The sequence below is a fragment of the Streptomyces sp. S465 genome, from assembly GCF_026898115.1.
Lineage (GTDB): Bacteria > Actinomycetota > Actinomycetes > Streptomycetales > Streptomycetaceae > Streptomyces > Streptomyces luomodiensis.
On the sequence record NZ_CP114036.1, the window covers coordinates 6021035 to 6039439 of the forward strand.

The 18405-nt window shown below is 70.7% G+C and carries 16 protein-coding genes; 5 read left to right on the forward strand and 11 right to left on the reverse strand.

Going from position 1 to position 18405, the window contains the following annotated elements; all coding sequences use genetic code 11:
- Positions 1-372 precede the first annotated feature (372 nt).
- Positions 373-1095 (forward strand): transglycosylase SLT domain-containing protein, encoded by a 723-nt coding sequence (locus tag N6H00_RS25500; protein ID WP_268974160.1) that lies wholly within the window; start codon positions 373-375, stop codon positions 1093-1095.
- A 145-nt stretch (positions 1096-1240) separates the two neighbouring features.
- Positions 1241-2767: an AI-2E family transporter gene (locus N6H00_RS25505; protein ID WP_268974161.1), complete on the forward strand. Its 1527-nt coding sequence runs from the start codon at positions 1241-1243 to the stop codon at positions 2765-2767.
- Positions 2768-2897: 130 nt separating this feature from the next.
- On the opposite strand, the gene N6H00_RS25510 is transcribed toward N6H00_RS25505, so the two are convergent.
- Together N6H00_RS25510 and N6H00_RS25515 are read right to left on the reverse strand one after the other, a co-directional pair.
- The gene (locus tag N6H00_RS25510) at positions 2898-3437 is read right to left on the reverse strand and encodes an alkyl hydroperoxide reductase (protein ID WP_268974162.1); all 540 of its coding nucleotides are present in this window, start codon (positions 3435-3437) and stop codon (positions 2898-2900) included.
- A gap of 11 nt (positions 3438-3448) precedes the next feature.
- A complete protein-coding gene (locus N6H00_RS25515; RefSeq protein ID WP_268974163.1) occupies positions 3449-4003 on the reverse strand; it encodes a peroxiredoxin in 555 nt (184 codons plus the stop codon).
- Between the two features lie 139 nt (positions 4004-4142).
- On the opposite strand from N6H00_RS25515, the gene N6H00_RS25520 reads away from it, so the two are divergent.
- Positions 4143-5102, forward strand: coding sequence for a LysR substrate-binding domain-containing protein (locus tag N6H00_RS25520; protein ID WP_268974164.1), 960 nt, complete (start codon positions 4143-4145; stop codon positions 5100-5102).
- A 17-nt stretch (positions 5103-5119) separates the two neighbouring features.
- Here N6H00_RS25520 and N6H00_RS25525 read toward each other — a convergent pair whose 3' ends face one another.
- The 6 genes from N6H00_RS25525 to N6H00_RS25550 form a co-directional block, all read right to left on the reverse strand.
- Positions 5120-5725 (reverse strand): Uma2 family endonuclease, encoded by a 606-nt coding sequence (locus tag N6H00_RS25525; protein ID WP_268974165.1) that lies wholly within the window; start codon positions 5723-5725, stop codon positions 5120-5122.
- Between the two features lie 170 nt (positions 5726-5895).
- Entirely contained in the window at positions 5896-8298 is a 2403-nt protein-coding gene (locus N6H00_RS25530; RefSeq protein ID WP_268974166.1) for an ABC transporter permease, read from the reverse strand.
- On the reverse strand, positions 8295-8981 hold the full coding sequence (locus tag N6H00_RS25535; RefSeq protein ID WP_268974167.1) for an ABC transporter ATP-binding protein: 687 nt from the start codon (positions 8979-8981) through the stop codon (positions 8295-8297). The genes N6H00_RS25530 and N6H00_RS25535 overlap by 4 nt, the downstream gene beginning before the upstream one ends.
- A complete protein-coding gene (locus tag N6H00_RS25540) occupies positions 8978-9502 on the reverse strand; it encodes a PadR family transcriptional regulator (protein WP_268974168.1) in 525 nt (174 codons plus the stop codon). Before N6H00_RS25540 ends, N6H00_RS25535 begins: the two co-directional genes overlap by 4 nt.
- Positions 9503-9595: 93 nt before the next feature.
- Positions 9596-9922, reverse strand: a complete 327-nt coding sequence (locus tag N6H00_RS25545; RefSeq protein WP_443073030.1) for a toxin-antitoxin system HicB family antitoxin — start codon at positions 9920-9922, stop codon at positions 9596-9598.
- A complete protein-coding gene (locus N6H00_RS25550) occupies positions 9919-10878 on the reverse strand; it encodes an SPFH domain-containing protein (protein ID WP_268974169.1) in 960 nt (319 codons plus the stop codon). Before N6H00_RS25550 ends, N6H00_RS25545 begins: the two co-directional genes overlap by 4 nt.
- Before the next feature lie 236 nt (positions 10879-11114).
- Here N6H00_RS25550 and N6H00_RS25555 point away from each other — a divergent pair, with 236 nt between their 5' ends.
- Positions 11115-13352: a transglycosylase domain-containing protein gene (locus N6H00_RS25555; protein WP_268974170.1), complete on the forward strand. Its 2238-nt coding sequence runs from the start codon at positions 11115-11117 to the stop codon at positions 13350-13352.
- Positions 13353-13425: 73 nt separating this feature from the next.
- Here the strand turns inward: N6H00_RS25555 and N6H00_RS25560 are convergent, their stop codons facing one another.
- From N6H00_RS25560 to N6H00_RS25570, 3 genes are read right to left on the reverse strand one after another with little or no spacing between them, the layout of a single operon-like run.
- Positions 13426-14859 (reverse strand): Nramp family divalent metal transporter, encoded by a 1434-nt coding sequence (locus tag N6H00_RS25560; protein WP_268974171.1) that lies wholly within the window; start codon positions 14857-14859, stop codon positions 13426-13428.
- A 56-nt stretch (positions 14860-14915) separates the two neighbouring features.
- A complete protein-coding gene (locus tag N6H00_RS25565) occupies positions 14916-16712 on the reverse strand; it encodes a bifunctional sugar phosphate isomerase/epimerase/4-hydroxyphenylpyruvate dioxygenase family protein (RefSeq protein ID WP_268974172.1) in 1797 nt (598 codons plus the stop codon).
- A 2-nt stretch (positions 16713-16714) separates the two neighbouring features.
- Positions 16715-17635, reverse strand: coding sequence for a shikimate dehydrogenase (locus N6H00_RS25570; RefSeq protein WP_268974173.1), 921 nt, complete (start codon positions 17633-17635; stop codon positions 16715-16717).
- A gap of 114 nt (positions 17636-17749) precedes the next feature.
- Here N6H00_RS25570 and N6H00_RS25575 point away from each other — a divergent pair, with 114 nt between their 5' ends.
- Positions 17750-18397, forward strand: a complete 648-nt coding sequence (locus N6H00_RS25575; RefSeq protein WP_268974174.1) for a TetR/AcrR family transcriptional regulator — start codon at positions 17750-17752, stop codon at positions 18395-18397.
- Positions 18398-18405: the final 8 nt, after the last annotated feature.

Below are 18405 nucleotides of genomic sequence, written 5' to 3' on the forward strand. Positions count from 1 at the left end.
AAGGCCAAAGAGCTTAGCCGCGCGGCGTCTTGGTGCGCGTGGATTTCCAGAAATTCTGGGGCGTAAACGGGATGTGAGCTTTCACACCTGGCGGGGAATTGCCTCCGGGGCTCCGCTTCCGGCAGGGTGTGGGTCCTGTCAGGCCCCGCATATGGCACACCGGTACCCCCAGCGGTACCGAACCACAGCAGTACCAGAATTGAACAGAGTTCGCCGTATGCCGCCCGAGCACCTCGAGGATCTCCCGCGGGAGATCCCACCGGGCCCGTGCCTCCCGTGACCAGCCGACCCCGCCGAGCACCGTCGGGGGCGGAACAAGGGGAGGCCAGCGCCAGGGGCACGATTGCGCCCGCGAGGTCACCTAAGCGGGCGATGCTGGAAGGAAACCGAGTGAGCCGGATTTCGGTCCGGGGATTCGCAGTGGCCTCGGCCACCGCGGTCACCACTGTGGGCGCCGTTGTCGGCGTCGCCGCGGGCGGACAGCAGCAGGGCTCGTCCGACCCGATCGAGGCGACCGCCGCCGACTCGACGCTCCTCGCGGACATACCCGCCGGGCAGCAAGCCGTGGCACAGACCGCATCCCTGACGCAGCAGGCGGACGTCCAGTCCACCGCGGCCGACGCGGAGGCGCGGAAGTCCGCAGAGGAAGCAGCCCGCAAGCAGGCGGCCAAGGACGCGAAGGCCAAGAAGGCCGCCGCGGACAAGGCAGCCGCCGAGAAGCTGGCGAAGGAGCGGGAGAAGAAGGAGATCGCGAGCCGTTCGGCCACGCGTGACGCCGGCGACTTCCCCCTCCAGGCCTCGTACACCATCGCCGAGGTCCAGTCGATGGCGCGGCAGATCGTGCCGAGCGGCCAGTTCCAGTGCTTCAGCAACATCGTGCAGCACGAGAGCACCTGGAACTACCAGGCCACCAACCCCTCGTCGGGTGCCTACGGTCTGGTGCAGGCGCTGCCGGCCTCCAAGATGGCCTCGGCCGGCGCCGACTGGCAGACCAATCCGGCGACCCAGATCAAGTGGGGCGTCAACTACATGAACGAGCGCTACGGCAGCCCGTGTGACGCCTGGGCGTTCTGGCAGGCCAACGGCCACTACTGAGCGCATCGCGCCCGGCCCTTCCGGCGGCGGCACCCGATCGCGAACTTCGTGAAACCCCCGGCCCATCAGGTCGGGGGTTTCGCGCATCCTCAGCAGGTAACGTCTCCTTGACGGCCGAGGGGGAAACCGGGGGTAGGAACAGGAAATGTCCACATTGCCGCAGTGGATCGGCAGGCTGGGAACCGGACTGACCCGGCTCGCCCACCGGCTCGAATCACACCAGGCCGAGATGCGGGGGCCCGACGAGGGCGATGACGTCCCGCGGACCCCACAGGAGCCCGGACCGTCCGAGGAACGCCCGTCGGCGGCGCAGCCACCCGGAGCCGATGCGCACCAAGGCGCGGACGACGGCGCCGGTACCGCAAGGGGCGGTGCCGGGGGCGCCGGGGGCCAGGGGAGCGACAGGGACACCGGGGGCCCGGCCGAGGCGGCTCCGGCCGCCCGGCCGGAGCCGCCCAGCGTGCCCGCCCCGCCCGCCTACGCCCCCGCCGTCTCCGCCCGGCCCGATCCGGTGGCCGCCGTGCCCTGGGGCGTCCGGGTGGCCGCCGAGGCGGGCTGGCGGCTGCTGGTGCTCGCCGGCACGGTCTGGGTGCTGATGAAGGTCATCAGCTCCGTCCAGCTGGTGGTGCTGTCCTTCACCGTCGCCCTCCTCATCACCGCGCTGCTGGAGCCCACCGTGACCCGGCTGCGCCGGCGCGGGGTGCCGCGCGGCCTGGCCACCGCGATCACCTTCATCTCCGGCTTCGTCATCATGGGCCTGGTCGTGTGGTTCGTGGTCTGGCAGGTCATGGAGAACGTCGACGAGGTCTCGGGCGAGGTCCAGGCCGGTATCGACGATCTGCGGCGCTGGCTGCTGCACAGCCCGTTCCATGTGACCGAGAAGCAGATCAACCATGTCGCCAAGAGCCTGCGCGAGGCGATCGGCGCCAACACCGAGCAGATCACCTCGGCGGGGCTGGAGGGCGTCACGGTCGTCGTCGAAGTGATGACCGGCCTGCTGCTGACGATGTTCTGCACGCTCTTCCTGCTCTACGACGGCCCGAAGATCTGGAGCTGGGCCCTCAGGCTCGTCCCCGCCCCGGCCCGCGAGGGCGTGGCGGGCGCGGGTCCGCGGGCCTGGGCGACGCTGACCGCCTATGTGCGCGGCACGGTGCTCGTGGCCCTGATCGACGCGATCTTCATCGGCGTGGGGCTGTTCTTCCTCGACGTCCCGATGGCCGTGCCGCTGGCCGTGTTCATCTTCCTGTTCGCCTTCATCCCGCTGGTGGGCGCGGTGGTCTCCGGTGCGCTCGCGGTGGTCGTGGCGCTGGTCACTCAGGGCGTGTTCACCGGGGCGATGGTGCTGGTCGTGGTGCTGGCCGTACAGCAGATCGAGGGCCATGTGCTCCAGCCCTTCATCCTCGGCCGGGCGGTGCGGGTCCATCCGCTGGCCGTGGTGCTCTCGGTCGCGGCCGGTTCGCTGATCGGCGGCATCGGCGGTGCGGTGGTGGCCGTCCCCCTGGTGGCGGTCGCCAATACGGTCGTCGGCTATCTGCGCGCCTACAGCCAGGAGAACGCGCTGCGCGCCGTCCCCGGCCCGCACGGCGCCACCGCCTCCGCCACGGCGCCCGCCCTGCCGCCGAGCGCACCGCCGCCGGGTGGGCCGTCCGGGGAGGGTGACGGGCCCCGGTAGCCCGGCGCGGTCCGGTCCGGTCGGCCCTGCGCCCTGGGTCCCTGCGCCCCTGAGCCCCTGGACCGGAGTACGCCGAAGGGCGCCCCACCGACCGGTGGGGCGCCCTTTCAGGTCTTCGCGACCGAGCGTGTCAGGCGTTCGCGGCCAGGACGCCCTCGGCGTCCAGGGTGGCGCCGACCGCCTGGAGCACCGCGGCGATCTTGAAGGCTTCCTGGATCGTCTCGCGGTCCACGCCCGCCTTGCGGAGCACCTGCTCATGTGAGTCGAGGCACATTCCGCAGCCATTGATCGCGGACACGGCCAGCGACCACAGCTCGAAGTCGGTCTTGTCCACGCCCGGGTTGCCGATGACGTTCATCCGCAGCCCCGCGCGCAGGTTGCCGTACTCCGGGTCGGACAGCAGGTGCCGGGTCCGGTAGTAGACGTTGTTCATCGCCATGATGGCGGCCGCCGACTTGGCGGCGGTGTACGCCTCCGGCGAGAGGTTGGCCTTGGCCTCCGGCTCCAGCTCCGTCAGCACCCGGGCCGAGCGCGAGGCGATCGCGCAGGCCAGCACGGTGCCCCACAGCTGCTGCTGGGGAAGCTCGGAGTTGCCGATCACCGAACCGAGGTTCAGCTTGAGGTCCTTGGCGTAGTCCGGAAGCGCGGACTTCAGCTCATCGAGTGCCATGGTGAATCAGCTCACTCACCGGCGAGGAGGGCCACCGGGTCCAGGGTGTCCTCGCCCTTGTTCCAGTTGCAGGGGCACAGCTCGTCGGTCTGGAGGGCGTCCAGCACCCGCAGGACCTCCTTGGGGTTACGGCCCACGGAACCGGCCGTCACCATGGTGAACTGGATCTCGTTGTTCTGGTCCACGATGAACACGGCACGCTGCGCGAAGCCGTCCTCGCCCTCGATGCCGAGCGCGCGCATCAGCTCGTGCTTGGAGTCGGCCATCATCGGGAAGGGCAGGTCGCGCAGGTCGGGGTGGTCCTTGCGCCAGGCGTGGTGGACGAACTCGGAGTCGCCGGAGAAGCCCAGGATCTGGGCGTCACGGTCGGCGAACTCGTCGTTCAGCTTGCCGAAGGCCGCGATCTCGGTCGGGCACACGAAGGTGAAGTCCTTGGGCCACGCGAAGACGATCTTCCACTTGCCCTCGTAGGTCTTGTGGTTGATCTGCTCGAACTCCTTGCCGCTCTCCAGCGACACGCAGGCGGTCAGATCGTACTCGGGGAACTTGTCACCGACAGTGAGCACGCGCACTCCTTGCAGCTTTCGCGTAGGAAAAACCCCATCATCCGGGTTTTCCTGGGGTTGGACGGTTCCTACCTTGGCACAGAGTGCATTGATCAGTGAAATAGCTAGACTCGGTGAGGTTGATTGGAGGTGGCTATCAGTGGCCGCATCAGCCACACCGGCCGGCAAACCACGGCAGCCCAGCATTCCCCAGCTCAGGGCCTTCGTCGCGGTCGCGGAGCAGCTGCACTTCCGCGATGCCGCGGCCGCCATCGGGATGAGCCAGCCCGCGCTCTCGGGCGCCGTCGCCGCGCTCGAGGAGACACTCGGTGTCCAGCTGCTCGAGCGTACGACGCGCAAGGTGCTGCTCAGTCCGGCGGGGGAGCGGCTCGCGGCACGGGCACGCACCGTGCTGGAGGCGGTCGGGGAGCTGCTGGAGGAGGCCGAGGCGGCGCGGGCGCCCTTCACCGGCGTCCTGCGGCTGGGGGTGATCCCGACCGTGGCGCCGTATCTGCTGCCGACCGTGCTGCGGCTGGTGCACGAGCGCTATCCCCGGCTCGATCTCCAGGTCCACGAGGAGCAGACCGCCTCACTGCTGGACGGGCTGTCCCACGGCCGCCTGGACCTGCTGCTGCTCGCGGTGCCACTGGGCGCGCCCGGAGTGGTCGAACTGCCACTGTTCGACGAGGACTTCGTCCTGGTCACGCCGCAGGACCACTGGCTGGGCGGACGCGACGACATCCCCCGCGAGGCGCTCAAGGAACTGGATCTGCTGCTGCTCGACGAGGGCCACTGCCTGCGCGACCAGGCCCTGGACATCTGCCGTGAGGCGGGCCGCCCCGAAGGCGCCCCGGTGACCACCAGCGCCGCCGGGCTCTCCACCCTGGTGCAGCTCGTCGCGGGCGGCCTCGGAGTGACGCTGCTGCCGCGCACCGCGCTGCGAGTGGAGACCGGCCGTAACGACCGCTTGGCCACCGGCGACTTCGCCGACCCGGCGCCCGCCCGCCGGATAGCCCTGGCCATGCGCGCGGGCGCGGCCCGCGCGGAGGAGTTCGAGACGCTCGCGGAGGCGCTACGGGATGCGCTGCGGCCACTGCCGGTACGGGTCGCCCGGGGGTGAGCGTCAGGGGCTGAGCGTCAGAGGCGCCCGGTGGTGAGGATCGCCGCCACGTCCAGGGTGACTTCGGCGCCGATCGACTCCGGGAGCGCGATGTGCTCACCTGGGGCGTAGACGCGGTGGTGGTCGTATTCGTTGGCGATGGGATCCGTCAGGACGTGGATGCGCTGCTTCATGCGGTTGACGATCACATAGACGGGGACCTTGGCGATCGCGTAGGCGGCGACCTTGGTCTTGAGATCGTTGCCGATGTTGTTGGAGGTGACCTCCAGGACCAGCCGGAAGACCGCCGGGTCGTAGCAGTTTGCCCTGATGTGGTGATCCCGGTAATCGGCGTCGACGATGGTGAGATCCGGGATCGCGTAGTCGAACGGCCCGTCCGGCAGCCAGATTCCGAGCGCCTGGATCACCCGGGACGTCTGCCCGTGCAGCCCGGCGGCGTAAAACGGCAGCATGAGATCGGACAACGCATCACCATGGGGGCCGTCGGGCGGTGGTGTCACGGTGATTTCTCCCCCGATGATCTCGACGCGGTAGCCGGGGAGCATGCCGGAGAGCCGCTCGGCTTCGTCGAGCAGATTCCGCCCCGGAACGTCACGGGGGTACTCGACCGCTGCGGCAGACATGGCGCCTCCTGGTGGCTGGTGTCGAGGCCATCATCGTAGGCCGCAACCACCGGAAGGATCCCCTCTGCCGGGCTTCACCCGGACGGGTGGCATAACCGCCGAGAACAGCGGCAAGGGGGCCGTTCCCGCAGGTGGGAACGGCCCCCGGTGTGGGCGCGGCGGAACGGGGACTACTCCGTCCGCAGGCCCTCCGGCCGCATCATCCGCCACAGCGGCGGCAGGCTGACCAGGGTCACCAGCAGGATGACGCCGGCGCCGATGCCCGTCATGGCGCCGAGTCCGGCCCAGTCCACGGTCAGCGGCTGGCCGGCCATCTTCAGCAGCAGCATGCCCAGCGCCAGCCCGCCCGCGACCGACAGCGCCAGTCCCAGCACCACCGGGACCGCCGTCTGCCACAGCACGGACCAGCTGAGCGTGGTGCGCCGGGTGCCGAAGGCGACCAGGACGGACAGCAGCCGCTTGCGCTCGCGGAGCTGCTCCAGGGTGGTCACGATCATGCTGGCCCCGATGAGCAGCAGGGTCGCGGTCGCGCCGATGAACAGTCCGCGGCGGATGGCGGTGAACTCGTCCGACTGCTCGGTGCTGGAGAGCCGCATCACATACAGCGACGGGGAGAACTCCACGCTGGTGTTGCGCACGTATTCGGTCGCGTCCGGCACCTTCGGGTCCACCTGGATCATGGCGGTCGCCTTCGGATCCGCCAGATCGGCGATGTCGAGGGCACCGGGGGTGGCGAAGATGCCGGTGCGCTCCTGTCCCGTCGGGTCCTTCCGGGACTTCACCACCTGGGCGGAGCGGGGGATCGTCCACAGTTTCTGGTGGTCCAGGTCCGGTATGCCCTCGTCGTCGTAGGCGAGGTTGACCTGGGCGCCCGGGTGGGCGAAGGTGTCGCCGGACCCTTCGAAAACGGGCGATTCGACGAAGAAGACATCGCCGTTCTCGCAGCTGGTGAGGCGGATCACCTCGCGCAGCGAGGGGCAGTCGGCGACGGTGAGGGCCTCCTCCGAGACGGCCGACGGGTCCGCCTTGTCGCCGTGGGTGGCGGAGACGTAGTCCTCGGTGACGCCGAGCACACCGCTCACGCCCTTGGTCGCGCGGTACCGCTCGAAGGCGTCGCGGGCCTGGGTGCCGTCGGCCACCGGGACGTTCGTCATCAGCTGGGCGCGGTTCGGGTCCTGGCCGGTCGACCTGGTGTCCTCGGCCTCCACGCCGGCGAAGAGCATCTGGAGCGCGAGGGCCCCGGCGACGGCGATCGTGATGCCGCTGACCGCGCGCGCCGCGGTGCCGCTGCTGAGCTGGAGCCGGCGGGTGGCGAGCTGCCAGGGCACCGAGCCCTTGCCGCCGAACCGTTCCACCACGGCCTCGACGACCCAGGGCAGCAGTGCGGTGGTGCCGATGAGGAGCAGGACGGCGCCGGCCGCGGCCTGGTACGCCTGCCTGTCGCCGCCCCCGAAGCCGCTCGCGAGCGGCAGCAGCAGCCCCACGCCCAGCAGCGGCAGCAGCAGCCGCCACCACAGGCGCCGCCGCTTGGGGGTGGCGTTCCGCACGACGCCCAGCGGCTCGATGGCGATACCGCGCAGGGCGACCAGGGTGACGACGACGGCGAGGGCGGGCACGGCCACCGCGATCACCAGGGCGAGCGGGAGGGACGGCCGGACGTCGGAGGTGAAGAAGCTGATGTCCCACAGCGTGAGGCCGCCGATCACCTCCCGTGCCAGCAGGAACAGTCCGGTGCCGACGGTGAGCCCCAGCAGGGCACCGAAGAGCGACTCACCGGCGGCGATCCGGCGGGTCATATGGACGTCGGCGCCCACCAGCCGCAGCGCGGCCAGCCTCCGGTCGCGCCGCTCGCCGCCGAAGCGGGCGGCGGTGGCGATGAAGATGAGCACCGGCAGCAGCAGCACCACACAGCCCACGATGATCAGCAGCAGCAGCGCGGGGTTCAGGGGCTCGTCCCCGTGGTCCCCGTTGCCCCAGTGGTCGATGTGGTACGAGGCGCCGACCCGCTCGAGCGTCTTCTGGCTGACTCCCGCGTAATAGAGGAACTCGGCCGGGCCGGCCAGCCCGCTGTCGCCGATCACCCCGGCGGTGCGGTACGGGAAGCGCTCCCGGAGCAGTGTGCCCTCGTCGGAGTCGAGCAGCTGCTTCAGCGCGGGCGAGACCCACATCTCACCGGGGGCCGGGAACCGGTCGACACCCGGCGGCGCGGGCAGTGCGTCGCGGTCGCCGTCGCCGTCGGGGGCCAGGATGAAGCCGCCGATGTCCCGGTCGCGGTAGGTGGTGGCCGCGTCGCCGACGCCGATCGTGCCGGGGCCGGGCTTCGGCACGCTGAAGCTGTACACGGACCGGGCGTCGGTCCGCTCGCCGCGCAGTGCGTGCGCGGTGGGGATGGAGGCGGCGAGCAGCAGCAGCGCCACGCCGAGGCCGACGCCCACCGCCGTCATGACCGTCCTGGCCCAGCTCTCCCGCCCGCCGTTGACCGCGAAGCGCGCGCCCATGGTGAGGTCGGCGGCCCAGCGGGCGGTGGAGGCGCGGCCGCCGGGCTCCGCCGGCGGGGCGTCCTGGCCGGTCATCGGACCCCCGCCATGTTCCGGGCCTTGCCGTCGCGGACGACGATCTCGCGGTCGGAGTAGGCGGCGACCCGGGCCTCGTGGGTGACCAGGACCACGGCGGTACGGGTGTCCCGGGCGGCCTCGGTCAGCAGCTCCATCACCCGCTCCCCGTTGAGCGAGTCCAGGGCGCCGGTCGGCTCGTCGGCGAACAGCACCCGCGGCCCGGTGACCAGCGACCGGGCGACGGCGACCCGCTGCCCCTGGCCGCCGGAGACCTCGCCGGGCCGCTTGTGCGCCACGCCGGCGACCTCCAGCCGCTCCAGCCAGGCCGCCGCCCGGGTCTCGGCCTCCTTGCGCTTGGTGCCGTTCAGCCGCAGCGGCAGCGCGACGTTCTCCACGCAGGTCAGCTCGGGGACCAGCTGGCCGAACTGGAAGACGAAGCCGAACTCGCCGCGGCGCAGCCCGCTGCGCTCGCTGTCCGACATGGCGGTCAGCTCGCGCCCGTTGTAGTGGACGGTGCCGGAGTCCGGCTTCACGATTCCCGCCAGGCAGTGCAGCAGCGTCGACTTGCCGGAGCCGGAGGGGCCCATGACGGCGACGACCTCGCCGGGGTTGATGGCGAAGTCCGCGCCGTCCAGGGCGGGGGTGTGGCCGTACGTCTTGTGCAGGGACGTGGCGATCAGCAGGGAGCCTGCCGTGGTCATGAACGCACCGCCTTGGCGAGTTGGCCGAGGCGGGCAGCGGTGAGTTCCAGCCAGCGCAGATCGGCCTCGAGGTGGAAGAGAGCGTGGTCGCAGATGAGTTGGTCGCTGAGGTCGCCGCCGTGCTTGCGCTGCGTCAGCTCGCGCATCAGCCGCAGGTGTTCGGCGCGCTGGACGTCGAGCAGATCGGCGGCGTCGCGCCCGGTGAGCAGGGCGATGACGACCTTGGTGTAGAGGACCGACTGGAGGTACGGCTCGGGCTTCTCGGGCTCGGCGAGCCAGTGCTCCACGTCGGTGATGCCCGCGTCGGTGATGGCGTAGCGCTTGCGCTCCGGGCCGCCTCCGTGCTCGATGCCGTCGACCTCCACCAGGCCGTTCTTCAGCAGCCTGGACATGGTCGAGTAGACCTGCCCGTAGTGGAGCGGGCGGTCGTGTCCGAATCGTTCGTCGAAGGCCCGCTTCAGGTCATAGCCGTGGCGCGGGCCGCCTTCCAGGAGTCCGAGCAGGGTGTGGCCAATTGACATGCGTGGCACTCTACACCATGCGTATACCTCGGGTGTATAGCTGCGGTGTACGGTGCGTTTCCGCAGGTCAGGTTGGGTCGGACGAAGTGAGGGCTAATCCGGTGCGCGCTCGGTGCCCGCGGTGCCGTCGGTGTCCTCCACGCCGCCCGCGCCCTCCGCGCCGTCCGCCCCCTCCGCGCCCTCCGCGGGCCGCCGGGGCGGGCGGCCCCGGCGGGGGATCGGGCGCGCCGCGCGGGGCAGCCGGCCCGCCTCCGCGAGCGCCTTGCGCAGCAGGAACTCGATCTGCGCGTTGGCGCTGCGCAGTTCGTCGTCGGCCCACCGCGCGAGGGCGTCGTGGACGGCCGGGTCGAGCCGCAGCAGCATCTGCTTGCGCTGCCGCGGCTGCCGTGGCTTCCGCCCGCTCTCCTTCTCGTCCGTCACTGGTACAGCGTGCCGGTATTCAGAACGGGCTGCGGGGAGCGGTCCCCGCAGAGCACCACCATCAGATTGCTGACCATCGCCGCCTTGCGCTCCTCGTCCAGCACCACGATCTCCTCCTCGGTGATCCGGGCCAGCGCCGCCTCGACCATGCCGACCGCGCCTTCCACGATCTCCCGGCGCGCGGCCACCACCGCGCCCGCCTGCTGGCGCTGGAGCATCGCGGAGGCGATCTCCGGGGCGTAGGCGAGGTGGGTGAAGCGCGATTCGATGATGCGGACCCCGGCCGCCTCGACCCGGGCGTGCAGTTCGACGGCGAGCTTCTCGGTGATCTCCTCGGCGTTGCCGCTCAGCGAGAGGGCGCCCTCCTCATGGGCGTCGTACGGGTACTCGATGGCGATGTGCCGCACCGCGGCCTCGGTCTGGGTGGCGACGAACTCCAGGAAGTCGTCCACCTCGAACATCGCCTGGGCGGTGTCCTCGACCTTCCAGACGACGACCGCGGCCAGCTCGATCGGGTTGCCGTAGGCGTCGTTGACCTTGAGCACCGCGGTCTCGTGGTTGCGCACCCGGGTGGAGATCTTCTCGCGGCTGGTGAGCGGGTTCACCCAGCGCAGCCCGTCGGTGCGGATCGTGCCCCGGTAGCGGCCGAAGAGCTGGACCACCCGGGCCTCGCCGGGCGCGATCGTGTTGAGGCCGCCCATGGTGAGCAGCGCGGCGATGATCACCACGATGCCGGACACGATCAGCGACGTGGACCAGGCGCCCTTGTGGTCGGCGGCGACGGCGGCCCCGGCGAAGATCAGGCCCACGCCGCCCGCCAGCCCGGCCAGGCCGCCGAGCAGGGCCAGCCCGCCGCTGACGTTGCGCGCGGGCCGCTCCCGCACCCGCGGCTCCGGGAGGGGCGGTATGTCGGCCTTGTTGGTGATGTCGCCGTCGGTGGAGGTGGTGTCGGACATGGCGGGCTCCCCGTTTCCGTTCGGTGGCGCGTTCGGTGGCGCGCTCGGTGGTGTATCAAAGTGATAGCACATTAACCCTTCCCGGCAACCCTTTGCGCCCGTAAGCCGTCAGTTCCCGTGCAGTGGGTGCTTTTTGTCACCTCGGGAAAAAGCTTGATCGATGGGCATTTGCGGGTTGTTGCGGTGTTAGCTTCATGAGCTGGCCCGAGGGCTTACGGACTGGAGCGGCGGGAGCGATGGGTAGAGCGGAAGAGCGACGCGCGCGGAAGAAGGGCGCTCGCCGAGCCAAGCGGGCGGCGAAGGCGGGGGGCATACGCCGCTTCTTCACCTGGAAGTGGCTGCTCGGCTACGTCCTGGGGCTCTGCCTGTTGTTCATCGGGGGATTCTTCGTCCTCTACCTGATGGTGAGCGTTCCCCCGGCCAACGCCGCGGCCAAGGCGGAGGCCAACATCTACAAGTACAGCGACGGCACGATCATGGCGAAGACCGGCCAGGTCAACCGTGAGTCCGTACCGCTGTCCAAGATCCCCAAACCGGTGCAGCACACCTTCGTCGCCGCCGAGAACAAGGACTTCTACAGCGACTCCGGCGTCTCGTTCACCGGCACCGTCCGCGGTCTGATCAACACCGCGCTGGGCCGGGGCAAGCAGGGTGGTTCGACCATCACCCAGCAGTACGTCAAGAACTACTACCTCAGCCAGGAACAGACCGTCAGCCGCAAGCTGAAGGAGCTGGTCATCTCGCTCAAGGTCGACCAGCAGAAGTCCAAGGACTACATCCTGGCGGGCTACATCAACACCAGCTACTACGGCCGCGGCGCCTACGGCATCCAGGCCGCCGCCCGCGCGTACTACAACAAGGACGTCGAGGACCTCAGCGTCGCGCAGGGCGCCTATCTCGCGTCGGTGCTCCAGGCGCCCAGCCAGTACGACTGGTCGGCGGCGGGTCCCAACGGCAAGCGGCTGGTGAAGGCCCGCTGGAACTACGTCCTGGACAACATGGTCGAGAAGGGCTGGCTGAGCGCGTCCGAGCGCAAGGGCATGAAGTTCGACGTCCCGGTCGACCCGCGCCCCATCCCCGGGGCCGAGGGCCAGGCCGGGTACGCCATCGAGGCCGCCAAGAAGGAGCTGGTCAAGGCCGGGGTCTCGGAGGACGAACTGCTGGCCGGCGGCTGGACGATCACCCTCAACATCGACCGGAAGAAGCAGCAGGCGCTGGAGAAGGCGGTCAGCACCCAGCTGACCGGCAAGCTCGACCCGAAGGAACGCAAGGTCGACGGATACGCCCAGGTCGGCGCGGTCTCGGTGGACCCGGAGACCGGCGGTGTGGTGGCGATGTACGGCGGTGCCGGCTCCACCGAGCACTGGGTCGACAACGCCACCCGCGCGGACTACCAGCCCGCCTCCACCTTCAAGCCGCTGATCCTCGCCTCCGCGCTGGAGAACGGCTCCACCACGCAGGACGGCACCCCGATCACGGCGAGCACCGTCTACGACGGCACCAGCAGACGGCCGGTCAAGGGCTCCGAGGTCGGCTTCGCCCCGCCGAACGAGGACAACAAGTCCTACGGCCCCATCTCCGTCCAGAAGGCCATGAACAACTCCGTGAACTCCGTGTTCGCGCAGATGGCGGTGGACGTGGGCCTGGAGAAGGTGAAGAGCACCGCCATCGACCTCGGCATGGACGAGGACGCGGGCGGCTTCGACGTACGCCCCGCGATGTCGCTGGGTGTGATGGGGGCCAGCCCGTACCAGATGGCCGGGGTCTACGCGACCCTCGACAACCACGGCAAGAAGGTCACCCCGGCGTTCGTGAAGTCCGCCGAGAAGGGCGACGAGCGGGCCGAGTTGCCCGACCCCACCAACGGCCAGGCGATCAGCCGGGGCGCCGCCGACTCCGTCACCTCCGTCCTCACCGGTGTGGTCGACGACGGCACCGGTCAGGCGGTGCGGCAGCAGGGCCAGGCGGTCGCGGGCAAGACCGGCACCTCGGACGACAACAAGTCGGCCTGGTTCTCCGGCTACACCCCCGACCTGGTGACCTCCGTCGGCATGTTCGGCGAGGGCGAGAAGGGCAAGCAGGTCTCGCTCAAGGGCACCGCGGGCGGCGGCCGGGTCAACGGCGGTGACTTCCCGGCCAGGATCTGGGCCGCGTACACCGAGGCCGCGCTGAACGGCGCAGGGGCCTCGAAGTTCGACCTGGACACCGACATGGGGGCGGCGGTCAAGCCGTCCACACCGCCGAGCTCCGAGGACACCTCGGAATCGCCGTCGGCCAGCCCGTCGGCGAGCGAGTCCGCCAGCGAGTCGCCCTCCGCGTCGCCGTCGGCCAGTGCGTCCGACAGCGAGTCGCCGCCCGCCTCGTCGTCGGCGTCGCCGTCGGACGACACCTCCCCGAGCCCGCCCGACCCGTCGGGCTCGGCCTCGGACGATCCCCCCGGCCTGCTGCGCAGACAGCAGCAACAGCAGCCATAGCGGTGACGCGACGGGGCGGGCGTGCCCGGACGGCACGCCCGCCCCAGTGCGTTACGGCCACCGGGCCCGAGGGTCAGAAGTTCGCCTCCAGCTGGCTCCTCAGCATCGCGAGGGCGAAGAAACCGTAGAAGCCGATGGCCAGCAGCATCATGATCAGTCGCGGTCCGCGCAGCCGGATGGCGGCCGGCAGGTCACGGCGGTTGAGCCGGATCAGCAGCACCGTGTAGACGAGGGTGATGACGGAGGCGGCGCAGGTGGAGATGGTCAGCAGCACGATGGGCTGGCTGACACCGGACAGCAGGATCGCCGAGCCGATGCCGACCTCGGCCCAGACCACCGCGAAGTACAGCCGGCCCTCGGTCCAGAAGGCCGAGTCCGCCAGGTAGTTGCGCTTGGCGAAGTCGCTGACCACGCGTCCGATGACGTCGAGCAGACCGATCGAGGCGGCCCACAGCGAGACCGTGGCCACCGCGAGGAAGAGGATCTTCAGCCAGTCGCCCACCTGCTGCCCCAGCAGATCGCCCTGGAGGCGCAGGAACGTCGGGCTGTTCTCGACGTCGTCGCGTCCGAAGAGGGTCTCGTAGGCGAGCATGCTCATCAGCCCGATCGTGACCAGGCAGACGCCGAAGAAGGACACGATGTGCTCGGTGTTGGCCCGGCGCCACCACACCCGCCAGCGGGCCAGGTTCGCCTCGTCCTGCGGGAAGGTGTAGCGGTCGGCGCCCGACGCCTCGGACTGGCCGGTGATGGGGGAGATCAGCTTGGGGACATGGGCGCCCATGCCGTAGCCCTTGTCCCGGATCCAGTTGCTGAGCACCAGGTTGTGCACCCCGCCCGCGCCGGCGGCGCCCAGCGCGCTGAGGATCATGGTGAAGGTGATGCCGTGCGGGATCCGGCCGACGCCGGTGACGGTCTTCTCACCCGCCGTGCTCCAGGTGTGCCAGCCGATGACGGCGACCACCACGACGGCGAGGAAGAAGAGCGTCAGCCCGACCTTGACCAGCTCGACCTTCTCGATCGTGCGGTAGATCACCGGTGAGGCGGTCAGCACCACCCCGAAGGCCACGAGCGAGCCCACAGTGATCCAGACCACATCGCCGCCGCCGGTCAGATACGTCAGCGTCGTCGACCCGGAGGTGGCCCAGCCGGGCCAGACGTACTGGAACGCGCCGGCCAGGCAGATCAGGATGCCCCACGCCTTGTTCCAGCGGGAGAATCCGGCCACCACGGTCTGCCCGGTGGCCAGGGTGTAGCGCTCGATCTCCATGTTGATCGCTGTCTGGACGACCAGGGTCACCACCGCCAGCCACAGCAGCCCGAGCCCGCCGATCGAGGTCAGATAGGGCCAGAGGATGATCTCTCCGGCCGCCATGCCGATCCCGACGGCGACGATTCCGGGGCCGACCATCGTGCGCAGCGGTGGTGGTTCGGGCAGTTCGAGGACGTGGGGCGGGTCGGCCGGGTGGGGTGGGTGCTGGGTGGACGGTGTCGACGACGTTGACGACATGGCGGCTCCTCGGGGGACGGCGAGGCCGTATCCGGTACGGGGGGACGGGGGTGTGTTCAGCGGGCGCGGGTGTGCTGGGCGGCCAGGCGTACGGGCGCGTTGGCCGCGCCGTAGCCCTGGTAGCCGTCGATCCGCTGGACGATCTCGAAGAAGACCCGGCCGACGGTGGTCGTGTACAGGTGCAGGAACGCGCCGCTGTCGTCCCGGTCGTAGAGCAGGCCGAGTTCCCGCAGGGTGCGATGGAGCTGGGGGTCGAGTTCATGGCGCGCTTCGAGGTCGTCGTAGTAGTTGTCGGGGATGGGCAGCAGGGGCGCGCCGAGCTCCCGCAGCCGGCGCGCGGTGCTGACGATGTCCCGGCTGTGCAGCGCGATGTGCTGCCACAGCGAGCCGGACGGGCCCGACCCCGGACGGACCTGGGCCACGTTGAGCGCGAGGCGCACCGAGCCGTCGGCGTTGGACATGGCCCGGCTGCGCAGCAGTCCATAGGGGTCGGCGAGTTCCAGGGACTCGTGCGGCCGCAGGCCCAGCACGGCGCGGTAGAACAGCGACGCCTCGTCGAAGTGGTGTCCGGGCTGGGTGAGCGCCACATGGTCGATGTGGGTGATGCCGGCGGGGGAGGCCGCGGCGGCGCGCGGGGTGAAGTCGCCGGTCCAGCTGGGGTGGTCGGGGCGTTCGGTGCGGCAGAAGAAGAGCTCGGTGGAGTCGGGTGCGGCGACCGCGTCCAGCGGGGCGTCCGCCACGGCCCGGTGGCGCGGCAGGACGGGGGAGAGCAGGGCCCGCGCGCGGACCGTGGACGCGGCCGGGTCGGGGGTCTCCAGGCCGATGGCGGCGAGTGCGGGTTCGGGGTGCCCGGTGCCGGCGTCGAGGCCGTGGTTGAGGACGATCCGGGCCTCGCCCTGTTCCCACAGCTCCACGGGTTTGGAGTGGTGGCGGCCGGTGCGGGCGAAGCCGAGCCCGGTGAGCAGCGCGGGCAGCTCGGGGCCGGCCGCCGCCAGCTCGGCGAAGGCGAAGCCGGTGGGGACGACCGGGGCGGGCAGATCGGTGCGGCCGGCCGCCTCCTCCAGGGCGATCAGCGAGCGCAGCGCGTCCACGGCGGTGCGGGCCGTGTCGCCCTGCCGGAAGACGTCGTTGAAGACCTCCAGGGACAGCGGCCCGTCGTAGCCGGCCCGCAGCACGTGCTCCAGCAGCCCCGCCACGTCGAAGCCGCCCTGGCCGGGGAAGCAGCGGTAGTGGCGGCTCCACTGGAGGACGTCCATGGCCATCAGCGGGGCGTCGGCGAGCTGGAGGAAGAAGATCTTCTCGCCGGGGATCTCCTCGATGCCCTTGGGGTCCGAGCCGCGCGAGAGGATGTGGAAGCTGTCCAGACAGGTGCCGAGCGCCGGGTGGCCGGCCTGGCGCACGATCCGCCAGGCGTGGTCGTAGGTGTTCACCTGCCGGCCCCAGGCCAGTGCCTCGTAGGCGATCCGGATGCCGTGGTCGGCGGCCCGTTCGGCCAGCAGCCGCAGCTGCTCGGCGGCGAGGGCGTCGTCGTCGAGGGTGGCGGGGGAGACGTTGGAGCACACCAGCATCAGATCCGCCCCGAGCCGCTCCATGACCGCGAACTTCTTCTCGGCGCGGCGCAGATTGCGGGCCAGGAGGTCCTCGGGGACGGCCTCGAAGTCGCGGAAGGGCTGGAAGAGGTCGATGGTCAGGCCGAGCTCGGCGGCGCGGTCCCGGACCCGTTCCGGGGACAGCGGGCTGGCCAGCAGATCGTTCTCGAAGATCTCCACCCCGTCGAAACCGGCCGCGGCGACGGCGGTGAGCTTCTCGTCGAGGGTGCCGCTGAGACACACGGTGGCGATGGACTTGCGCATGATCAGCCTCCGGCGGGGAGCTTGAGCAGGTCGGAGAGGTCGGCCAGCATCCGTTCGGCGTCGGGTTCCCGGCCGGTGAAGAGCCGGAAGGCGTCGGCGGCCTGGAAGACGGCCATGCCGCCGCCGTCCAGGGTCCGGCAGCCGGCCGCGCGGGCGGCGGTGAGCAGCGCGGTCCGCAGCGGCCGGTAGACCACCTCGGCGACCCACAGGTCGCGGCGCAGCAGCTCGGCGGGGAGCGGCAGCCCGGGGTGGGCGGCCATCCCGGTGGGGGTGGCGTGCACCAGCCCGTCCGCGCCCCCGACGGCCGCCGGGAGCCCGTCGGGGGCCACGGTACGGACCCGGGTGGCGCCGAACCGTCCGGCCAGCGCCTCGGCCAGCGCCTCGGCCCGCTCCTGGTCGGTGTCGGCCAGGGTGAGCCGGTCGGCGCCGACGGTGAGCAGCGCGTGGGCGACGGCAGCGCCCGCCCCGCCCGCGCCGAGCAGCACCACCTCGCCGGTGGGCGCGTCGGGCAGGCCGCGGGCGAAGGAGCGGGCGAACCCGGACCAGTCGGTGTTGTGGCCGATCGCCCGGCCGTCCTCGCCGAAGACGACCGTGTTGACCGCGCCGAGCTGCGCGGCGTCCTCCGACAGCCCGTCGAGGTGCTCGATCACCGCCTGTTTGCAGGGGTGGGTGATGTTCAGCCCGTCGAAGCCCAGCGCCGCGGCGGCCCGCACCAGCCGGCCCACCCCGTCCGGGCCGAGGCCCAGCGGGTCGATGTCGATCGTGCGGTAGAGGTACCGCAGCCCGTGGCGGTCGGCCTCGCGCTGGTGCAGGGCGGGGGAGAGCGAGGGGCCCACTCCGGAGCCGATCAGCCCCACCAGATAGGACTCCCGTCCGTCCTGTGACTCCCGCGACCCCTGTGACTCCCGAGCACTGCCCCGCATACGGGCGACCTCCTGCGTTCCCGGCTAATGTACGAACTGGTTCGTTAGTAGCCCGGACAGTAAAAGGCACGGAACGCCGTCTTGTGAACCCCCTGCACGTAGAGTGGCCCCAGCATGAGCGATCAGCCGCCGAAGAACAGCCGCCTCCGCGACGCCGCCCGCACCCAGGCCGAGATCCTGGACGTCGCCACCCGGGAATTCGCCGAACGCGGCTACGCCGGGGCCCGCGTCGACGAGATAGCCGCCCTCACCCGCACCACCAAGCGGATGATCTACTACTACTTCGGCGGCAAGGAGCAGCTCTACATCAAGGTCCTGGAGCGCGCCTACACCGGCATCCGCGAGGCCGAACAGGCCGTGGACGTCACCGGGCTGGACCCCACCGAGGCCATCCGGCACCTGGCCGAGCTGACCTACGACCACCACACCCAGCACGCCGACTTCATCCGGCTGGTGTCCATCGAGAACATCCACCGGGCCGAGCACCTGGCCAAGTCCGAGACGCTGGGCAAGGCCGGCACCCCGGTGATCGACCTGATCTCCGGCATCCTCGCCCGCGGCCGTGAGCAGGGCGTCTTCCGGGACGGCGTCGACGCCGTCGACGTCCACATGATGATCAGCTCATTCGCCGTCTTCCCGGTGGCCAACCAGCACACCTTCGGCACCCTCTTCGGCCGCGACCCCCTCGCCCCGGAGCGCCGCGCCCACTACCGCCGGATGCTCGGCGACATGGTCGTGTCCTACCTGCGCGACGGGTCCTGAACCTCGCG

Bases quoted from the DNA above. Each gene is read 5' to 3' on its own strand.
- N6H00_RS25555 (WP_268974170.1), top strand. From the start codon at position 11,115: ATGGGTAGAGCGGAAGAGCGACGCGCGCGGAAGAAGGGCGCTCGCCGA.
- N6H00_RS25575 (WP_268974174.1), top strand. From the start codon at position 17,750: ATGAGCGATCAGCCGCCGAAGAACAGCCGCCTCCGCGACGCCGCCCGC.
- N6H00_RS25505 (WP_268974161.1), top strand. From the start codon at position 1,241: ATGTCCACATTGCCGCAGTGGATCGGCAGGCTGGGAACCGGACTGACC.
- N6H00_RS25565 (WP_268974172.1), bottom strand. From the start codon at position 16,712: ATGCGCAAGTCCATCGCCACCGTGTGTCTCAGCGGCACCCTCGACGAG.
- N6H00_RS25530 (WP_268974166.1), bottom strand. From the start codon at position 8,298: ATGACCGGCCAGGACGCCCCGCCGGCGGAGCCCGGCGGCCGCGCCTCC.
- N6H00_RS25560 (WP_268974171.1), bottom strand. From the start codon at position 14,859: ATGTCGTCAACGTCGTCGACACCGTCCACCCAGCACCCACCCCACCCG.
- N6H00_RS25550 (WP_268974169.1), bottom strand. From the start codon at position 10,878: ATGTCCGACACCACCTCCACCGACGGCGACATCACCAACAAGGCCGAC.
- N6H00_RS25570 (WP_268974173.1), bottom strand. From the start codon at position 17,635: ATGCGGGGCAGTGCTCGGGAGTCACAGGGGTCGCGGGAGTCACAGGAC.
- N6H00_RS25510 (WP_268974162.1), bottom strand. From the start codon at position 3,437: ATGGCACTCGATGAGCTGAAGTCCGCGCTTCCGGACTACGCCAAGGAC.
- N6H00_RS25525 (WP_268974165.1), bottom strand. From the start codon at position 5,725: ATGTCTGCCGCAGCGGTCGAGTACCCCCGTGACGTTCCGGGGCGGAAT.
- N6H00_RS25500 (WP_268974160.1), top strand. From the start codon at position 373: ATGCTGGAAGGAAACCGAGTGAGCCGGATTTCGGTCCGGGGATTCGCA.
- N6H00_RS25535 (WP_268974167.1), bottom strand. From the start codon at position 8,981: ATGACCACGGCAGGCTCCCTGCTGATCGCCACGTCCCTGCACAAGACG.
- N6H00_RS25540 (WP_268974168.1), bottom strand. From the start codon at position 9,502: ATGTCAATTGGCCACACCCTGCTCGGACTCCTGGAAGGCGGCCCGCGC.